This window comes from Methylophilus sp., from assembly GCF_052437885.1.
Lineage (GTDB): Bacteria > Pseudomonadota > Gammaproteobacteria > Burkholderiales > Methylophilaceae > Methylophilus.
In genome coordinates, this window is sequence record NZ_JBQVPB010000006.1 from 137367 (window position 1) to 154649 (window position 17283).

At 56.3% G+C, this 17283-nt stretch carries 14 protein-coding genes; 13 read left to right on the top strand and 1 reads right to left on the bottom strand.

The window, feature by feature from the left end:
• Positions 1-9: 9 nt before the first annotated feature.
• The 13 genes from ACT6RZ_RS08440 to ACT6RZ_RS08500 all read left to right on the top strand — a co-directional run bounded on the left by ACT6RZ_RS08440 (position 10) and on the right by ACT6RZ_RS08500 (position 16878).
• Entirely contained in the window at positions 10-1314 is a 1305-nt protein-coding gene (locus tag ACT6RZ_RS08440) for an efflux RND transporter periplasmic adaptor subunit (protein ID WP_444701681.1), read from the top strand.
• A 13-nt stretch (positions 1315-1327) separates the two neighbouring features.
• On the top strand, positions 1328-4444 hold the full coding sequence (locus tag ACT6RZ_RS08445) for an efflux RND transporter permease subunit (RefSeq protein ID WP_444701682.1): 3117 nt from the start codon (positions 1328-1330) through the stop codon (positions 4442-4444).
• A complete protein-coding gene (locus tag ACT6RZ_RS08450; protein ID WP_444701683.1) occupies positions 4441-7545 on the top strand; it encodes an efflux RND transporter permease subunit in 3105 nt (1034 codons plus the stop codon). The genes ACT6RZ_RS08445 and ACT6RZ_RS08450 overlap by 4 nt, the downstream gene beginning before the upstream one ends.
• Position 7546: 1 nt before the next feature.
• On the top strand, positions 7547-9037 hold the full coding sequence (locus ACT6RZ_RS08455) for an efflux transporter outer membrane subunit (protein ID WP_444701684.1): 1491 nt from the start codon (positions 7547-7549) through the stop codon (positions 9035-9037).
• Between the two features lie 16 nt (positions 9038-9053).
• The gene (locus tag ACT6RZ_RS08460) at positions 9054-9656 is read left to right on the top strand and encodes a nitroreductase family protein (RefSeq protein ID WP_444701685.1); all 603 of its coding nucleotides are present in this window, start codon (positions 9054-9056) and stop codon (positions 9654-9656) included.
• Between the two features lie 32 nt (positions 9657-9688).
• Entirely contained in the window at positions 9689-10396 is a 708-nt protein-coding gene (locus ACT6RZ_RS08465; RefSeq protein ID WP_444701686.1) for an HAD family hydrolase, read from the top strand.
• 141 nt (positions 10397-10537) lie between these two features.
• On the top strand, positions 10538-11386 hold the full coding sequence (gene pyrF, locus ACT6RZ_RS08470; protein ID WP_444701687.1) for an orotidine-5'-phosphate decarboxylase: 849 nt from the start codon (positions 10538-10540) through the stop codon (positions 11384-11386).
• Entirely contained in the window at positions 11370-12191 is an 822-nt protein-coding gene (locus tag ACT6RZ_RS08475; RefSeq protein ID WP_444701688.1) for a class I SAM-dependent methyltransferase, read from the top strand. The genes pyrF and ACT6RZ_RS08475 overlap by 17 nt, the downstream gene beginning before the upstream one ends.
• A gap of 268 nt (positions 12192-12459) precedes the next feature.
• A complete protein-coding gene (locus ACT6RZ_RS08480) occupies positions 12460-13521 on the top strand; it encodes an LLM class flavin-dependent oxidoreductase (protein WP_444701689.1) in 1062 nt (353 codons plus the stop codon).
• 19 nt (positions 13522-13540) lie between these two features.
• Complete coding sequence (locus ACT6RZ_RS08485) at positions 13541-14701, top strand: LLM class flavin-dependent oxidoreductase (protein ID WP_444701690.1); 1161 nt, start codon at positions 13541-13543, stop codon at positions 14699-14701.
• Between the two features lie 73 nt (positions 14702-14774).
• Positions 14775-15296, top strand: coding sequence for an orotate phosphoribosyltransferase (gene pyrE / locus ACT6RZ_RS08490; RefSeq protein ID WP_444701691.1), 522 nt, complete (start codon positions 14775-14777; stop codon positions 15294-15296).
• An 85-nt stretch (positions 15297-15381) separates the two neighbouring features.
• Entirely contained in the window at positions 15382-16278 is an 897-nt protein-coding gene (locus ACT6RZ_RS08495; RefSeq protein WP_444701692.1) for a dienelactone hydrolase family protein, read from the top strand.
• Between the two features lie 96 nt (positions 16279-16374).
• Positions 16375-16878, top strand: a complete 504-nt coding sequence (locus ACT6RZ_RS08500; protein WP_444701693.1) for an isopentenyl transferase family protein — start codon at positions 16375-16377, stop codon at positions 16876-16878.
• Here the strand turns inward: ACT6RZ_RS08500 and ACT6RZ_RS08505 are convergent.
• Positions 16834-17259, bottom strand: a complete 426-nt coding sequence (locus ACT6RZ_RS08505) for a DoxX family protein (RefSeq protein ID WP_444701694.1) — start codon at positions 17257-17259, stop codon at positions 16834-16836. The genes ACT6RZ_RS08500 and ACT6RZ_RS08505 overlap by 45 nt on opposite strands.
• Between the last annotated feature and the right edge of the window lie 24 nt (positions 17260-17283).

Genomic DNA, 17283 nt, shown 5'->3' on the forward strand with positions numbered 1-17283 from the left:
GTGATGCAGATGCGATTGCAGAAAAAAATATTCATAGCTCTGGCTGGGGTGCTTCTATTTGCCGGGGTAGGCAAAGGCTGGAGCGAGTTACGCAGCAGCGATGCACAAAAAAGCGAGGCGGCGTCAGCTGAGGCTGGCCCGGATAAAGGGGCAGGAGATAAAAATCCTAATGATAAAAACGCTGGCGATAAAGGCCCCGGCAAAAAAGGCGGCAAACCTTTATTCGTGGCTGTGGAACAGGTCAGACCCGGCATCATCCATGTCTATCACCAGGCACTGGGCACAGTGACCTCTTTTGCCACCGTGGCGGTGAAAAGCCGGGTCAACGGCCAGCTCACTGCGATCAACTTCAGGGAAGGGCAGCTGGTCAAGGCCGGGGATGTGCTGGCCAGGATAGACGCCAGACCGTTTGAAGCCCAGTTGTCGCAGATCCAGGGCCAGCATATCAGGGACAAGGCCTTGCTGGCGAATGCGGTCGCCGACCTGGACCGCTACCAGACGCTGCTGAAACAGGATTCTATCGCCGGCCAGCAGGTGGATGCGCAGGCTTCACTGGTGCAGCAATATAAAGGCACGGTGCTCTCGGATAGCGGTGCGGTGGAAAATGCGCAGTTGCAGGTCGCCTATACCAGGGTCATTGCGCCCGTCAGCGGCAGGATAGGCCTCAGGCAGATAGACGCCGGCAACAATATCACCACGGCAGATACGGTGGCGGTGATCAACCAGATATCGCCTATCGCGGTGACCTTCACCTTGCCGGAGAACATGGCGCAGGAGATCAGCCGCCTGCTGGACCAGCGTGCGGCCCATGGCCTGCCGGTGCAGGCGCTGGATAAAGGCAATACCCGCCTGCTGGCAGAAGGCAAACTGCTGACGCTGGATAACCAGATAGACCCGGCCACCGGCACCATCAAACTGAAAGCGCAGTTCGCTAACGCTGATAGCGCCTTGTTTCCTAACCAGTTCGTCAATATCAAGATATTGCTGAATACGCTGCAACAGGTGAATGTATTGCCGCAAGTGGCGATCCAGCATGGCAGCCAGGGGCATTTTGTCTATTTGGTGGATGCGCAGGACAAATTGCATATACAGCCAGTCACCACCGGCCCTGCCGATGGCGACAGCGTGGCGGTGTTGCAAGGCGTGAATGTCGGTGACCGCGTGGTGGTCAGCGGCCTGGATAAATTGCGTGATGGTGCCAAAGTGGTGGTTACCGGTGCAGGCAAGGACAAAGGTGCTGGCAAGGACCACGGTGCAGGCAAAGACCAAGGCAAGCACTCCAAAAGCGGTGAGTCCAGAGCACCGCATTCGTAAACCGGGATAAATCATGAATCCCTCACGAATATTTATTGAGCGCCCGGTAGCGACCCTGCTGTTCATGCTCGCCATCCTGCTGTCCGGGCTGATGGCCTATCGCTTGCTGCCGCAATCGGCGTTGCCGCAAGTCGATTACCCGACCATACAGGTGGTCACCATGTATCCCGGCGCCAGCCCGGATGTGATGGCGACGGCGGTCACCGCGCCGCTGGAACGCCAGTTCGGCTCCATGACCGGCCTCAGCCAGATGTTTTCTTCGAGCTCGGCCGGTGCTTCGGTGATCACCTTGCAGTTCGCTCTGCATCTGAGCCTGGATGAGGCCGAGCAGTATGTGCAGGCCTCTATCAATGCCGCCGACAATTACCTGCCTGCCGATCTGCCGGCGCCGCCGGTGTTTAATAAAGTCAACCCGGCCGATGCCGCGGTGCTGACGCTCGCGGTCAGTGATGAGACCTTGGCATTGCCGGATATGCAGGACCTGGTGGAGACCCGCCTGGTACAAAAGATCTCGCAGGTCAGCGGGGTAGGGCTGGTCAGTGTCAGTGGTGGCAACCGCCCGGCAGTACGTGTGCGCGCCTATCCGCAGGCGCTGGCTGCCTATGGCATCAGCTTTGAAGCCCTGCGCCTGGCCATTGCTGCCTCCAACTCCAACCAGGCCAAAGGCAATATCGATGGTACTTTTCTGTCTATCGCGCTGGACGCCAACAGCCAGCTGAAAAAGGCCAGTGAATACCGTACGCAGATCATTGCTATCCGCAACGGCACACCGGTGCGTCTGAGTGATGTGGCCGAGGTGACTGACGATGTCGAGAACCCTTATCTGGGGGCCTGGGTCAATCAGCGGCCGGTGATACTGCTCAGCATACAGCGCCAGCCTGGTGCCAATGTCATCGATGTGGTCGACAGGGTACAGTCGCTGCTGCCGGATCTGAAAGCCGGCATCGCTTCCGATATCCAGATAGAGGTGATCTCGGACCGCACCACCAGTATCCGCAGTGCCATCCATGATGTGCAGTTTGAGCTGATGCTGGCGATAGGGCTGGTGATCATGGTGATCTTCCTGTTCCTGCGTACGCTGTCCGGCACGCTGATCCCCAGCCTGGCCGTGCCCTTGTCGCTGCTGGGTACCTTCACGGTGATGTATTTTGCCGGATTCAGCGTCAATAACCTGACCCTGATGGCGCTGACCATCGCCACCGGCTTTGTGGTGGATGATGCGATCGTGATGATAGAAAACATCTCGCGCCATATCGAAGAGGGCGCCAGCCCAATGCAGGCGGCGCTGCAAGGCTCGCGTGAGATAGGCTTTACCATTATCTCGCTGACGTTTTCACTGATCGCCGTACTCATCCCGCTGCTGTTCATGCAGGATGTAGTCGGACGGCTGTTCAGAGAATTCGCCAGCACGCTGGCGATCGCTATCCTGATCTCGGGCATAGTATCACTGACGCTGACCCCTATGCTGAGCGCCCGCTTGTTAAAGCCGCTGGACCCTCAGCGCAACAAAGGCTGGCAGCATGCGATAGAACAACGTTTTAATGCGCTCAACCAGGCCTATGGCCGTTCATTACGCTGGGTGCTGGCGCACCAGCCGCTGGCGCTGGCGGCCACACTGGCCACGGTGGTGCTGACTTTTCTGCTGGTATGGAGCATCCCGAAAGGGTTTTTTCCGGCACAGGATAACGGGCTGATACAGGCGGTGATAGAAGCGCCGCAAAGCTGGTCGTTCCGGCAGGTGTCTGAAAAACACCACGCCATGGTAGACAGCATCATGCAAGACCCGGATGTGGCGAATGTCTCTTCGGTGGTGGGCGTGGATGGCGTCAACAAGACGCTGAATCAAAGCCGCCTGCTGATCGCACTCAAACCGATAGCGCAACGTAAAGCACGCGTGCCGCAGATCATAGCGCGCATACAGCAACAGGTGCCTGATGATCAGGGCTTCAGTATCAGCATGCAGCCGGTGCAGGATCTGACAGTGGAGACCCGTACCGGCCCCACCAGCTACCAGCTGACCGCAGTCAGCCTGGATGCGGATATCCTGCAGCAAAGTATCCCCAGGCTGGTAGAGGCACTGGAAAAATCACCGGCGCTCAGCGATGTCTCCAGCAGTGACAAGAGCGCCGGCCTGAAAGCCTATGTGCAAGTGGACAGGGATGCAGCCAGCCGGCTGGGCATCAGCATGGCGGCGATCGATGACGTGTTGTACAGCGCTTTTGGCCAGCGCTTTATTTCCACCATCTTCACCCAGACCAACCAGTACCGGGTGGTGCTTGAGGCCAGCAGCGATGCGGATGCCGGCGTGCGTGCGCTGGAACAGCTGTATGTGACCAATGCCGCTGGCGAATCTATCCCGCTATCGGTGATCGCCAGTCTCAGCGAGCGTTCGGGCAGCCTGGTCGTGCACCGGCAAGACCAGTTTCCGGCGGCTGTGGTCTACTTCAACGTCGCCAGCGGCGTTTCCCTGGGTGAGGCGGTGACCGCGATCGAATCAGCCACCGCCAGGCTGGGGCTGCCTTCCAGCGTGCAGATCGGTTTTCAGGGCGCGGCACTGGCTTTCAGGGCGGCGCTGGATAACGAGTTGCTGCTGGTCATTGCGGCCATCATCACCATGTATATCGTTCTGGGCGTGCTGTATGAGAGTTATGTGCACCCGCTCACCATACTTTCCACCTTGCCTTCTGCCAGCGTGGGCGCTTTGCTGGCGCTGTATATCAGCGGCCATGCACTGTCTATTATCGCCATTATCGGCATCGTGCTGCTGATAGGCATAGTGCAGAAGAACGCCATCATGATGATAGATTTTGCGCTGGATGCCGAGCGCCGGCATCACAGCCAGGCGCCACAGGCGATCTACCAGGCGGCGCTGTTACGCTTCAGGCCCATCCTGATGACCACCTTTGCCGCATTGCTGAGTGCCTTGCCGCTGATGTTCAGCCACGGCACCGGCTCTGAACTGCGCCAACCGCTGGGCATAGTCATGGTCGGTGGTTTGCTGTTCAGCCAGGTATTGACGCTGTATACCACGCCGGTGATCTACCTGAGTTTTGACCGCCTGGCGCGCCGATTTAAACGCGAACAGCCTGCGCCTGCAGCTGCAGGCGCCACGCAGCTGGAAAAGTCATGAGTCTGCTCAATGTATTTATCCGGCGGCCGGTAGCAACCTCGTTGCTGACCCTGGCGATCGCCTTGCCCGGTGTGCTGGCTTTTAATGCCTTGCCACGCGCCGCCTTGCCGCAGGTGGATTACCCGACTATCAACGTTTCGGCCAACTTGCCCGGGGCCAGCCCGGAAACCATGGCCGCGACCGTGGCCACCCCGCTGGAACGCGCTTTCGGCCGCATCGCCGGCATAGAGGAAATGACCTCGACCAACACCCAGGGTGCCACGCGTATCAATCTGCAATTCGAGCTGGACCGTGATATCGATGGTGCTGCCAGAGATGTGCAGGCAGCCATTAATGCCGCGCGTGCCTTGTTGCCGCGCAATATCCCCTCCAACCCCAGCTACCGGCGTATCAACGCCTCTGCGGCGCCTATCCTGGCGATCTCGCTGACTTCGCCTACGCATACCAAAGAGCAGTTGTATGACTATGCTTTCTCTATCCTGGGCCAGAAGATCTCCCAGGTCAAAGGTGTGGGGCAGGTCAGCATCAATGGCAGCGCCTTGCGTTCGGTGCGGGTAGAAGTCAACCCCAACGCCTTGAACCAGTATGGTGTCAGCCTGGAACAGTTACGTACGGCGATAGCCGCCGCCAACCAGAACCGGCCCAAAGGCCAGATCCAGTCGCAAACGCGTGTCTGGCAGATAGAAGTCAACGACCAGGCCAAACGTGCGGTGGATTACCAGCAGCTGATCGTCGCCTATAGAGGCCAGTCGCCTATCCGTTTATCCGAAGTGGCGACAGTGAAAGACTCAGTGCAGGAAGTGCGCAATGCAGGCTCCGCCAATGGCAAATCCACCGTCATGCTGGTGGTGCTCAGCCAGCCGGGTGCCAATGTGATTGAAACGGTGGATGCCATCCATGGCATGCTGCCTAAGCTGAAAACGCTGATCCCGAGTGCGATCGACCTCGATGTGATCATAGATAGAAGCACCACGGTCAGGAAATCCATCACCGAGGTGCAGCACACCTTGTATATCTCTATCGCCCTGGTGATCCTGGTGACCTTTGTTTTTTTGCGCAACGGCCGCGCGACACTGATCCCTACCATTGCCATCCCGGTGTCATTGCTGGGTACGCTGGCAGTGATCTACCTGCTGGGTTACAGCCTGAATAACCTTTCGCTGATGGCGCTGATCATCTCTGCCAGCTTTGTGGTGGATGACGCGATCGTGGTGGTGGAAAACACCATACAACACCTGGAAAAAGGTGAAACACCGCTGGAAGCCGCTACGCGTGGCATGCGTGAGGTCGGCTTCACCGTACTGGCTATGAGCCTGTCACTGGTGGCGGTGTTTGTGCCCTTGCTGTTTATGGATGGCATACTCGGACGCCTGTTCCGCGAGTTTGCCGTGACTTTGTCTGTCGCGGTGCTGATCTCGCTGGCAGTGTCACTGACCACCACGCCTATGCTGTGCGCCAGGTTCCTGAAAGCACATCCGCCGCAAAGCAGCAAAGCCACCCCGGGCTGGTTTGCCCGCCTGGCCGACCTGCCTTTCAGAGCCTATAGACGCACACTGGGCTGGACGTTGCGCCATGGCTGGCTGATGCTGATACTGTTGCTGGGCGTGATAGCACTCAATGTGCACCTGTACCGCATCATCCCCAAAGGTTTTTTCCCGCAACAGGATACCGGCCGCCTGCAAGGCTCTTTTCAAGGTGACCAGAGCCTGTCTTTTGCCGAGATACGCAAGCGCATAGATAAACTGATGACTATCGTCAGCCAGGACCCGGATATCAAAACCTATTATGAATATACCGGCGGCGCTGGCGGCGGGCAGACCAACACCGGCACCATGTTTGCCAGCTTGCGGCCTGCCGATGAACGTGAGGCGACGGCGGCAGACGTGGTGGCCAGGTTGCGGCCCAAGTTAATGAAAGTGCCTGGCGTGTCGCTGATGGTGATGTCGCAACAGGAACTCAGCATAGGTGCCAGACAGGGCGGGGCGCAGTTCCAGTACACCTTGCTGGCGGATGATATCGCCACACTGGAAAAGATCACCCCCAGGTTGCGCGGGGTGATGAATCGCCTGCCTGAGCTGACTGATGTCAACACCGATTTTCAGACCCAGGGCTTGCAACTGCAGCTGCAAGTGGACAGGCAGGCGGCTGCGCAATTGGGTATCACTGCAGCACAGCTGGATGCGACCTTGAATAATGCCTTCAGCCAGCGGCTGATCTCGACCATTTACGAACCGCTCAACCAGTATTACGTGGTGCTGACGCTGGCGCCGGAATTCACCAAAGGCCCGCAGGCGCTGGACCAGATCTACCTGAGCGGGCTTAACAATACACGTGTGCCATTGTCTGCCATCAGCCGCTGGCACCTGAAAAGCGCGCCGCTGGCGGTCAATCACCAGGGGCAGTTTGTGGCAGCCACTATTTCTTTCAATGTGGGGGAAGGCTATGCACTGGAGCAGGCCACCGCCGCGATCGAACAGGCTTTTCAGGGCATAGGCGCACCTGATAATGTCAATGGCACTTTCTCGGGCGCGGCCAAAATGTTCAAGGCCTCGCTGGATAGCCAGCCCTGGCTGATCCTGGCCGGTTTGCTGACGGTGTATATCGTGCTCGGTATTTTGTATGAGAGCTTTATCCATCCGCTCACCATACTTTCCACCTTGCCTTCGGCAGGCATAGGCGCTTTGCTGGCACTGATGGTGTGCGATACCGAGTTCTCTATCATCGCGCTGATAGGCGTCATCCTGCTCACCGGCATCGTGATGAAGAACGCCATCATGATGATAGATTGCGCCTTGCAACTGGAGCGCGAATCCGGCTTTTCGCCCTATGAGTCTATCCGGCAGGCCTGCCTGTTACGCTTCCGTCCTATCCTGATGACCACGCTGGCCGCGATGCTGGGCGCCTTGCCACTGGCCCTGGGTTCTGGCGATGGTGCCGAGATACGCCAGCCCCTGGGTATCTCTGTGGTCGGCGGGCTGGTGTTCAGCCAGTTGCTGACGCTATATACCACGCCTACCGTATACCTGGCGCTAGACCGCATGCGGCATTACTTTATCCGTCGTTTCAACCTCAACCCTTATTCGCATTTAAAACAGGCTTGATATGCATCATTCACTACAACGTATAGCGTTGTTCCCTTTTTTACTGCTAGGCGCATGCTCGCTGTGGCCGGAATATGAAAAGCCTGCCGTCGCCATTCCGCCAGCCTTCAAGCAGGCCGATACAGTCAATGGCTGGAAAGCCAGCCAGCCTGGCGATGAGCAGCTACGCACTGCCTGGTGGGAGAGTTACCATGATACGCAACTGAACAGCCTGGTCACGCAAGCGATCGCCGCCAATCAGACGCTGGTACTGGCTGAAGCCAATTTCCGCCGCGCTTCCGCTGCCTCGTCGGTCAACCGTTCGGCATTGTGGCCAACGGTGACTGCCAATGGCTCTGCCACACGCGCCAAACGCAGTACCAACGCCGTCAGGATAGGCGCTGACCCTATCATTGAAACATATAACCTGAGCCTGAATGCCTCGTGGGAGCCGGATATCTGGGGCCGCATCCGCAAACAGATAGAATCCGGCGACGCGCTGTTGCAGGCTAGCAAAGCCGATATCGAAGTCAGCAAACTATCGCTGATCGCCAGCCTGGTGCAGGAGTACTTCCAGTTAAGAGTGCTGGATACGCAACTGCTGTTGCTGGATGACACCCTCAAGGCGCTGGACCGTTCCAAACAGGTCACCCTCAACCGCTACCGTGCCGGAGTGGCGACTAAAACCGACGTCAACCAGGCTGATGCGCTGCACAAAAACACCCTGGTCGTGGCGGCTGAGACCCGGCTGCAACGTGCGCAGAGCGAACATGCGATCGCCTTGTTGCTAGGCAAAGCGCCAGCTGAGCTTGCCATCGCCGCCAGCCCTTTTAACATGCAGACGCAACTGACGCCACCTGCAGTGCCGGTCAGCCTGCCCGCTGCCTTGCTGGAAAGGCGGCCGGATATTTCTGCTGCCGAACGGCGTGTCGCTTCAGCCAACGCCGAGATAGGCATCGCCAAAACCGCCTATTTCCCCTCATTGAACCTGACCGCCGGTGCCGGCTACCAGAGTAACGCCTTCAGCAACCTGATCTCCACACCCAGCCGCATCTGGTCCATAGGGCCACTGATCGCCCTCAATGTGTTTGATGGCGGCTTGCGCAAGGCACAAACCGAGGCCGCCATTGCCGGTTACGACGCCACGGTGGCCCAATACCGGCAAACCGTGCTGACCGCCTTCCAGGAAGTTGAAGACCAGCTGGCCGCCATCAGCCTGCTATCCGAACAGGCCGGGTTCCAGCAGGCTGCGATCAAGGCATCCAGTGACGCGCTGCAGGAATCCACCAACCGCTACAAAGCCGGCACGCTGGATTACCTCAACGTCATCACCTGGCAGACCAACACCCTCAACAACCAGCGCAACCTGATCGCCATCCACGGCAGGCAACTGCAAGCCAGCGTTGCCCTGATCAGGGCCATAGGTGGCGGCTGGAGCAATCAGCGCAATGCCCTGAATACCACAGGCCAGCCGGAAGACACCGGCGGCCAGCATAGGCAAACCCCTCATTAATCATCAGGAGAATGAAATGACACAAGCTAGCAGCAGAAATGCACAACACACCATAGAACCCATTTTTATAGACCGCTGGTCACCACGCGCCTATACCGGCGAAGCCATAGATGACACCACCTTGCGCAGCCTGTTTGAGGCAGCAAGATGGGCGCCTTCTGCCAACAACTCGCAGCCATGGCGCTTTATTTACGCCAAAAATGGCTCAGCGCATTGGGATACCCTGTTCGCATTGCTCAATGAGAACAACCAGCGCTGGGTCAACCGCGCCGCGGTACTGATCGCACTGGTCTCCAAGAAGACTCATGTACGCCAGGGCGACACAGCGCCATCCCCATTAAAAAACCATTCCCTGGATGCAGGTGCTGCCTGGGCCAGTCTGGCTTTTCAGGCCTATCAATCCGGCTGGCGCACGCGTGCCATTGGTGGCTTTAACCGTGACGCCGCCCCCGCAGCATTAGGCGTGCCAGAAGGCTACCAGGTCGAGATCCTGATCGCCGTCGGCAAACAGGCGGATAAATCAGTGCTGCCGGAGGACTTTCACGAACGCGAGCAACCCACGCCGAGGAAAGCGATAGAGCAGTTTGTGGCAGAAGGCAGTTTCAGTTTTGCTGACTAAGCATTCAGCCCGGGTGTGAGCGGGCGCTGAGCATGCGATCGCGTCCACACAGGCAGGCAGTGCTGTTTGACCTTGACGGGACGCTGCATGATAGAGCTGCAGGCCTGCTAGCATTTGCCAGCGATCAGTTTAGGCGTCTAGGCCGCGACCCTGATCTACTGGACAGCTTTGTCAGTCGTTTCATCGCACTGGATGGCAAAGGCAAGGTTTGGAAAACCGAAGTCTATCGCCAGCTCAGCAAAGAATTCGAGTTGAAGGGCAACCCTGCAGTTGAAACCTTGGTGCAAGAATACCTGGGCCTTTATCCGGGCTTTGCAGTGCCTATGGCAGATGCCCATGATGTTCTCGCACGCTTAAAAGCACGCCGCATAGCCGTTGGCATCGTGAGCAATGGTCGCACTGAGCTGCAACGTTCAGTCATCACCGCACTGGGTTTTGATGCATTTGTTTATGCGATTGTGATCTCGGAGCAGCTAGGGTTTCGTAAACCGCAACGCGAGATATTTGATTCAGCACTCACGCAACTGGGTGTGACGGCCGCTGAAACTATTTTTATTGGCGATGACCCGGTCGCAGATATCCAGGGCGCATGCAATGCCGGCCTTTATCCGCTGGCATTCAACTGCGAGGCTGCTGAGGGCATCACCAGGCTCACTGCTTTAAAGGATGTGCTGGCGGTGATCGAGATCCGTCATTCCAGCGCAGGCAGGCATGGTTATCTTGATAAAGGGACCCTATGAAATTTAAATGCATAGAATTCTCGTGGCGCGCGGCCTTTATCGGCTTTTACCTTAGCCCTGAAGGCGACCGGCTCTGGGTGGCTGTCATCCCTTTCTTTCCACTTTATTTCAAGAGAGCCTGAGGCAGGGAGGGCAGTGTCCATGCGTTTTATCCAGCAACTGCAGGCGGCCTGGCAAAGCAGCGATTCTTTGCTTTGTATCGGCCTGGACCCTGACCTGGAGCGCTTTCCACCGTCACTGGCGTCAGGAAATGGCAACATCTTCAGTTTTAACCGGGCTATCATCGACGCCACGCACGATCTGGTTTGTGCGTACAAGCCGCAGGTCGCTTATTTTTCTGCGCTGGGCGCTGAACGGCAACTGGAGCAAACCATCGCCTATATCAAGTCCAGTTATCCGCATATCCCGGTCATTCTGGATGCCAAACGCGGTGATATCGGTAGCACGGCGACACAGTATGCCAAAGAGGCATTTGTCCGTTACCAGGTGGATGCCGTCACAGTGAACCCCTATATGGGCTTTGATTCAGTGCAGCCTTTCCTCGACTATCAGGACAAGGGCGTGATCATTCTGTGCAAGACCTCCAATACCGGGGCGGCGCAATTGCAGGAGGTCCAGCTGCAGCGATCCGGCCACAATAGCGAGCCTGTGTATGAGTATATTGCGCGACTGGTGGCTGAAGAGTGGAATTTTAATCACAACTGCCTGCTGGTGATGGGCGCCACCTGGCCGCAGCAGGTGGCCAGGGTACGAAGCATAGTGGGTGATATGCCTTTTCTGGTGCCAGGCGCCGGGGCGCAGGGCGGGGATGTAGGCAGTATCGTGCAGGCCGGTCAGACGGCACAGGGTAGCGGGCTCATCATCAGTGCCTCCAGGAGTATTTTGTATGCCAGCGCGGCCACAGACTTTGCCCAGGCGGCGAGAGCGCAGGCTGGTGCTTTAAAAAATGCGATCAACAACTACAGAAAGAAGCATGCAGCCGCTTTATGACAGGATAGGCACTAGCTACAGCCGCACGCGTTGTGCGGATGCGGCTATCACCGCCACACTGGCGGAGTTGCTGGCGGTGCAAACAGAAGGCAATTACCTGGACCTGGCCTGCGGCAGCGGCAATTACACACTGGCGCTGGCCGCGCTGGCAGGCACCTGGCATGGCGTGGATCTCTCGGAGACCATGCTACGGCAGGCCAGGGTGCAACGCCCCTGGCATACACATGCTCAGGATACCAGGGGGGACTCGAGGGTGCACTGGCAACTTGGCACGGCGAATGCGCTGCCTTACAAGAATGGTTTTTTTGATGGCGCGCTGTGCACGCTGTCTATCCACCACTTTGCCGATCTGCATACATCTTTCAGGGAAGCCTATCGCGTCATGCGGCAGGGGCGCTTTGCGTTGTTTACCGCTTTTCCCAAGCAGATGCGCGGCTACTGGCTGTGCCATTACTTTCCGCAGATGATGAAGCGCGCCATAGAGCAGATGCCGACCGAAGCCCGGGTCACGGCTGCGTTGCAGTCTGCCGGTTTTGAGATCGAGCGCATCGTGCCATTTTGTGTGAACAATCGCCTGACAGACCTGTTTCTGTATTCAGGCAAAGCGCGGCCAGAACAATACCTGGACCCCGAGGTGCGCGCCAATATCTCTTGTTTCAGTGAGCTATGCAGCAGTAAAGAGCTTGCCAGCGGCTTGCAACACCTGCAGCAGGATATCGCTTCTGGTGCCTTTGCACAGGTGGCAGACAGCTATCGCATAGGTCAGGGTGATTATGCCTATGTGGTGGCACGCAAGTCGCTGTAGCTGCGCTTGAACTTGCCGCTGATATTTGGCCACCCTAAAGTTGCCTGAACAACACCTTTGATGGTGGCGTTGTTGCTCAGGCAACAGCTTGTTCGCCGTATTGATTATTCCGCTAATTAATTTTTAAAAATCACCTTTAAATTCATGTGGTTATTTTAAATTTCTCAAGTGATAGCTCGCTGTTGATGTTGGCACGGAAACTGCAATAAAAGCCTTAGCCCGTAATTGAAAAGCACAGGTTTGTGCTGACATCATGAAGGAGAAAACAATGGCTAATCAATTTTATTGGCAGCTTCCTACCTCTGGCGATGCACGCTATGGCGATGCCACCAAACAGCGTCGCGGAGAAGCATCTGACCCCCATTACCCGGTATTCGGCAGTGGCGTGACCGACCCGCGCAAAAACGCATTCAACTATTACGACTATATCCACCAGGTCACCAAAGCGGCGGATATCTCGGGCTTTACCGGTGTGTTTATCCCGGATGATCCTGCGGGTGAAGAGCCGTGGATAGTTGCCGGCTATATCGCGAGAAGTACACAGCGCCTGCGTCTGTTGACGCAGTTTGATGCCTCCAGGGGCTCTGCCGTGTATGCCGCGAAAAATGCAGTAAGTTTTCAGCGTTACACCGGTGGCCGCTTTGCCTGGCACATTACCGAAGGCACCAGTGACGAGCATACCCGTAAACAGCTGGGTGACTTTGTACCTAAAGAAGATATTCTGGCACGCATCGATGAATTCATCACCGTGGCCAAAGGCGTATTGACCACTTATCCGTTTAACTTTGTCGGCCGTTTTTTTGAGGTGCAGGATGGCGGCTTTCAAGGGCCATTATCCAACCGTGAAGTGCCGCTCGTTTATCTGGGTGGCAACTCGCCTGAACAGCTTGCGCTGTCAGCCAAACATGCCGATGTGCATGTGCTGGAAGCCGCGGATCACGCCCGGATAGAGCAGCAGATCGCGCAATACCGTCAAGCAGCCAAGGGTGACACTGAATTCGCACTGCGTATCGATGTACTGGCGCGTGAAACACGCGAAGAAGCCCTGGCAGATGCCAAACGCTTTCTTGGCCAGACCGATGCCGCTATCTCTAAAGATGAGTCAGCCGTGCTGTGGCCAGGCTTTGCCGAGAGTTTCACTGGTGCCAAAGCCTCTTTGATCGGCAGTTACGACGAAGTAGCCGTGGCTCTGGCCGCTTATGCCAACCTGGGCGTGACGCAATTCGTATTAGCCGCCGTGCCGCATTTTGAAGAAGCCTACCGCGTGGGCAGCTATGTGTTGCCATTGGTGCGTCAGTTAACAAATCCGGCACAAAAGCAGGCTGCCTAGGATTATTGAGGAGATAAAAATGACAATAGATGTTTTCTGGAGAATTCCCACCCACGGCGAACCCACATCACACCGTGCCCGTTCACCTTTCCGTGGCGACTGGTTCCCCGGCAATGATAACCAGACACTGAGCGGTTTGAGCGGTGGTGGCGATGATGGCTTCACCTATATTGATTACCTGGCAGAAATCGCGCGTGCCGCAGAGATCTCCGGCTTTCAGGGCGGGCTGATCCCTTCTTTCCCCAATACCGATGAGCCGTGGGTGATTTCAGCCTTTTTGGCGCGCGAGACCAAGAATTTCCGCTTTATGATCCCGTTCCAGCCTGGTTTTCTCAACCCGGTGACGGCTGCGCGCATGACCGCCAGCCTGCAACGTGCCACAGGTGGCCGTGCGCTGTATAACGTGATCACTGGTGGCGGTGGCCCATCACAATTGTGGTGGGGAGACCCTGTCAAACATGACGACCGCTATGGCCGTACCACTGAATTCCTCGATGTGCTGAAAGGCATCTGGGCAGGTGGGCCGTTCTCTTACAACGGCCAGTTTTACCAGGTGGAAGATGCCGGCCTGCCAGACCCGCTGTCTAAAGAAGAGTATCCCGAGATCTATTTCTCAGGCTCTTCTGACGCGGCGCTGGCTTCGGCTTCCAAACACGCGGATTACTACCTGACATGGCTGGAACCATTTGACCAGATCAAGGAAAAGTTTGCGCGCGTGAAAGAGCGTACTGATGGTCTGGGCCGCAAGATCAAGTGCTCTATCCGTGTAGACATCGTGGCACGCCCGACCGAAGAAGAAGCCTGGCGTGAAGTCAGCCGTGGCTTTGATAACATCCCGCGCGATGTGCTTGAGCGTTATAAAGCGCAAAACGCTGGAGATTCAGTCGGTGCCAGCCGCCAGCGCGGCCTGAGACCGCAAACCATTAACAGCTACAAAGACTTTATCCTGGCACCCAATATCTGGACTGGTTTCAGCCTGTTGCGTGGCGGCCAGACCCTGGGCATCGTCGGCAGCTACGAAAACGTGGCCGCCAGGCTGGATGAACTGGTGCAACTGGGTACGGATGCCTTTATCCTGGCCAGCACACCACACCTGGAAGAAGCCTACCGCGTAGGTGAAGAAGTCTTGCCACTGGTACGCGGCAAGACCGGCGCGGGTAATTTACGCGCGGTCGCCTAAGTTAAAGTGTTGTTCGCAGCCCTCATGAAACCTTGGCTTCATGAGGGCTTTTTATTACCCTGATGGAAACGCAATGAGTCTGGCTAACCGCATCAAGCAAAGCTCGCAATTATCCGGCGACTTCTTACTCAGGTCAGGCAAACGTAGCCAGACTTATTTTGATAAATATCGTTTCGAGGCCGACCCGGCACTGCTGAAAGACATCGCACAAGCATTGATCCCACTGATCCCTGCCGGCACACAAGTCCTTGCAGGCTTAGAGTTAGGCGGGATCCCGATTGTGACGGTGCTTAGCCAGTTAACGGGATTGCCCACCGCGTTTATCAGGAAAGAAGCCAAAGCCTATGGTACCTGCCGCTATGCAGAAGGTGCCGAATTAAACGGTAAACGCTTTGTCTTGATAGAAGATGTGGTCTCCAGCGGCGGCGCCATTTTAGATGCGATCAAACTGCTGAACGCAGATGGGCTGTCAGTAGACCATGCTATCTGTGTCATAGACCGCGAGACAGGCGGGCAGGCAGCATTGCAAGCCGCAGGGGTGACCCTGAAAGCGCTTTTAAGCATGTCTGATATTGAACAGGCAGATGTGATCTGAATACTGGTCACTCACGGTATCGCCAGTATAAAAAGCGCGCATCGCAACCGTTTTTGTAAAAAATACACTCAGCCAGGAGAAGCAAATGTCCCACTCGCCCCAGTACACCGCCAACGATTTTCACCCTGAAGTACTACGCCTGTTCGACAGGCTGGTGCATGGTGATATAGACCGGCGCGAATTCATCGCCAAAGCCACCCGGTTCGCCGGTGCATTTACCGCAGTCGGCTTGCTGGAAGCATTAAACCCGAAGTTTGCGCATGCACAGAAAGTTGCCAGTCAGGACGTCAGGCTGCAATCGCATCATGTGGAGATAGCCTCACCCAAAGGCTATGGCAAGGCAAGGGGCTACCTGGTCAAACCGGCCGAGGTCAAAGGCAGGCTGCCTGTGGTGCTGGTGATACACGAGAACCGCGGATTGAACCCGCATATTGAAGATATCGCGCGCCGCATCGCACTAGAGAACTTTATTGTGTTTGCGCCTGATGCATTATTCCCGCTAGGTGGTTACCCCGGCGATGAAGATGCCGCGCGTGAGCTATTCAAACAACTGGAGCAGCCCAAAGCGCATGAGGATTTTGTCGCCGCTTTCCACTGGCTAAAGCAGTTGCCTGAAGGTAACGGTAAAGTCGGCGTGATCGGGTTTTGCTATGGCGGCGGCATCTCTAACCTGCTGGCGACGCGCCTGCCTGACCTGGCAGCAGCCGTGCCTTTTTATGGCAGCGCGCCACCATTGGAACTGGTGCCTGATATCAAGTCGCCGCTGTTGATCCATTTTGCTGAAAATGACGAAAGGGTGAATGCCAGCTGGCCGCCTTATGAGCAGGCCTTAAAGGCTGCGAATATCACCTATGAAGCGCATATCTATGCGGGCACCCAGCACGGCTTTAATAATGACACGACACCGCGCTTTGATGAAGCTGCTGCAACACTAGCCTGGCAACGCAGCATCGCCTTCTTTAATACGCATTTGAGAAAGTGATCGCTGTCAAAAAAACCAGCACTGATATTCAGGGGCAATAGGTGTGAGCATGATTGCAATAATCAACTCGCCTGACGATAAGCTAAGACACTAACCTTGAAACGTATACTGATCACAGGTAATGCAGGGTCCGGCAAGACAACGCTTGCCAGCCAGCTAGCTGCTGACACAGGCTTGCCATACATAGCTTTGGATAGCATAGTCTGGCAAGCCGGGTGGCAAAAAACGCCAAGCGCCGAGCGCATTCCACAGGAATTGCTGATTGCAAATCAGGATGCCTGGGTGGCTGATGGCGTCTCTGATGTGCTAGCAGACGCTGCAGACGCCATCGTCTTTCTGGACTTCCCAAGGTATGTCTGCCTATACCGTGTATTTCGTAGAAATCTGCCTTACCTGTTCCGCTCACGTCCGGGCCTGCCAGATGGTTGCCCGGAGATACTTATGATTCCCCGCCTGCTAAAAATAATCTGGTTGTTTCCCAAACGGGTCAGACCGAAAATCCTTGCGCATCGGTCAAAAGGCAAAGTGATCATTCATATTCAACATCACATGGAGTTAGCGGCCTTCAGGCGCTTTGGTAGACCACCAGATGCAGGCTAGCAGCAGTAGCTGCAAAGGCAATCGCAAAGTCAGCGCCCAATAGGGGACCTCTGGGAAGAGGTGCGGGTGTTGCCACATGAAGATATTGGCAGGCGTCACTGCTATCGTCAGCAGGATCAGCCCCCAGCCAGCGATACGCCGGGTAGGGCTGAATAAGATGCCTAGCGCACCTATCAACTCGAGTGCACCGCTCACCAGCACCAGCAGCCTTGGTTCAGGCAGGGAGGGCGGTACTATCTTCATTTCGAGTTCAGTGAACACAAAATGGGCGATGCCGCCTATAAAGAACCATATGAAAACCAGGGCCAGACCTAAGGTGCGTGGCAGACCTAAGGTTCTTGTCTCGCCTAAGGTTTTTGTCTCGCCTAAGGCTGGTGTCATACCGGGCTTGCTGCTGCCTGCTTT

Coding starts and splice junctions, on each gene's coding strand:
- ACT6RZ_RS08465 (WP_444701686.1), top strand. CDS start 9,689: ATGCGATCGCGTCCACACAGGCAGGCAGTGCTGTTTGACCTTGACGGG.
- ACT6RZ_RS08480 (WP_444701689.1), top strand. CDS start 12,460: ATGGCTAATCAATTTTATTGGCAGCTTCCTACCTCTGGCGATGCACGC.
- ACT6RZ_RS08440 (WP_444701681.1), top strand. CDS start 10: ATGCGATTGCAGAAAAAAATATTCATAGCTCTGGCTGGGGTGCTTCTA.
- ACT6RZ_RS08485 (WP_444701690.1), top strand. CDS start 13,541: ATGACAATAGATGTTTTCTGGAGAATTCCCACCCACGGCGAACCCACA.
- ACT6RZ_RS08505 (WP_444701694.1), bottom strand. CDS start 17,259: ATGACACCAGCCTTAGGCGAGACAAAAACCTTAGGCGAGACAAGAACC.
- ACT6RZ_RS08455 (WP_444701684.1), top strand. CDS start 7,547: ATGCATCATTCACTACAACGTATAGCGTTGTTCCCTTTTTTACTGCTA.
- ACT6RZ_RS08445 (WP_444701682.1), top strand. CDS start 1,328: ATGAATCCCTCACGAATATTTATTGAGCGCCCGGTAGCGACCCTGCTG.
- ACT6RZ_RS08450 (WP_444701683.1), top strand. CDS start 4,441: ATGAGTCTGCTCAATGTATTTATCCGGCGGCCGGTAGCAACCTCGTTG.
- pyrF (WP_444701687.1), top strand. CDS start 10,538: ATGCGTTTTATCCAGCAACTGCAGGCGGCCTGGCAAAGCAGCGATTCT.
- ACT6RZ_RS08460 (WP_444701685.1), top strand. CDS start 9,054: ATGACACAAGCTAGCAGCAGAAATGCACAACACACCATAGAACCCATT.
- pyrE (WP_444701691.1), top strand. CDS start 14,775: ATGAGTCTGGCTAACCGCATCAAGCAAAGCTCGCAATTATCCGGCGAC.
- ACT6RZ_RS08495 (WP_444701692.1), top strand. CDS start 15,382: ATGTCCCACTCGCCCCAGTACACCGCCAACGATTTTCACCCTGAAGTA.
- ACT6RZ_RS08475 (WP_444701688.1), top strand. CDS start 11,370: ATGCAGCCGCTTTATGACAGGATAGGCACTAGCTACAGCCGCACGCGT.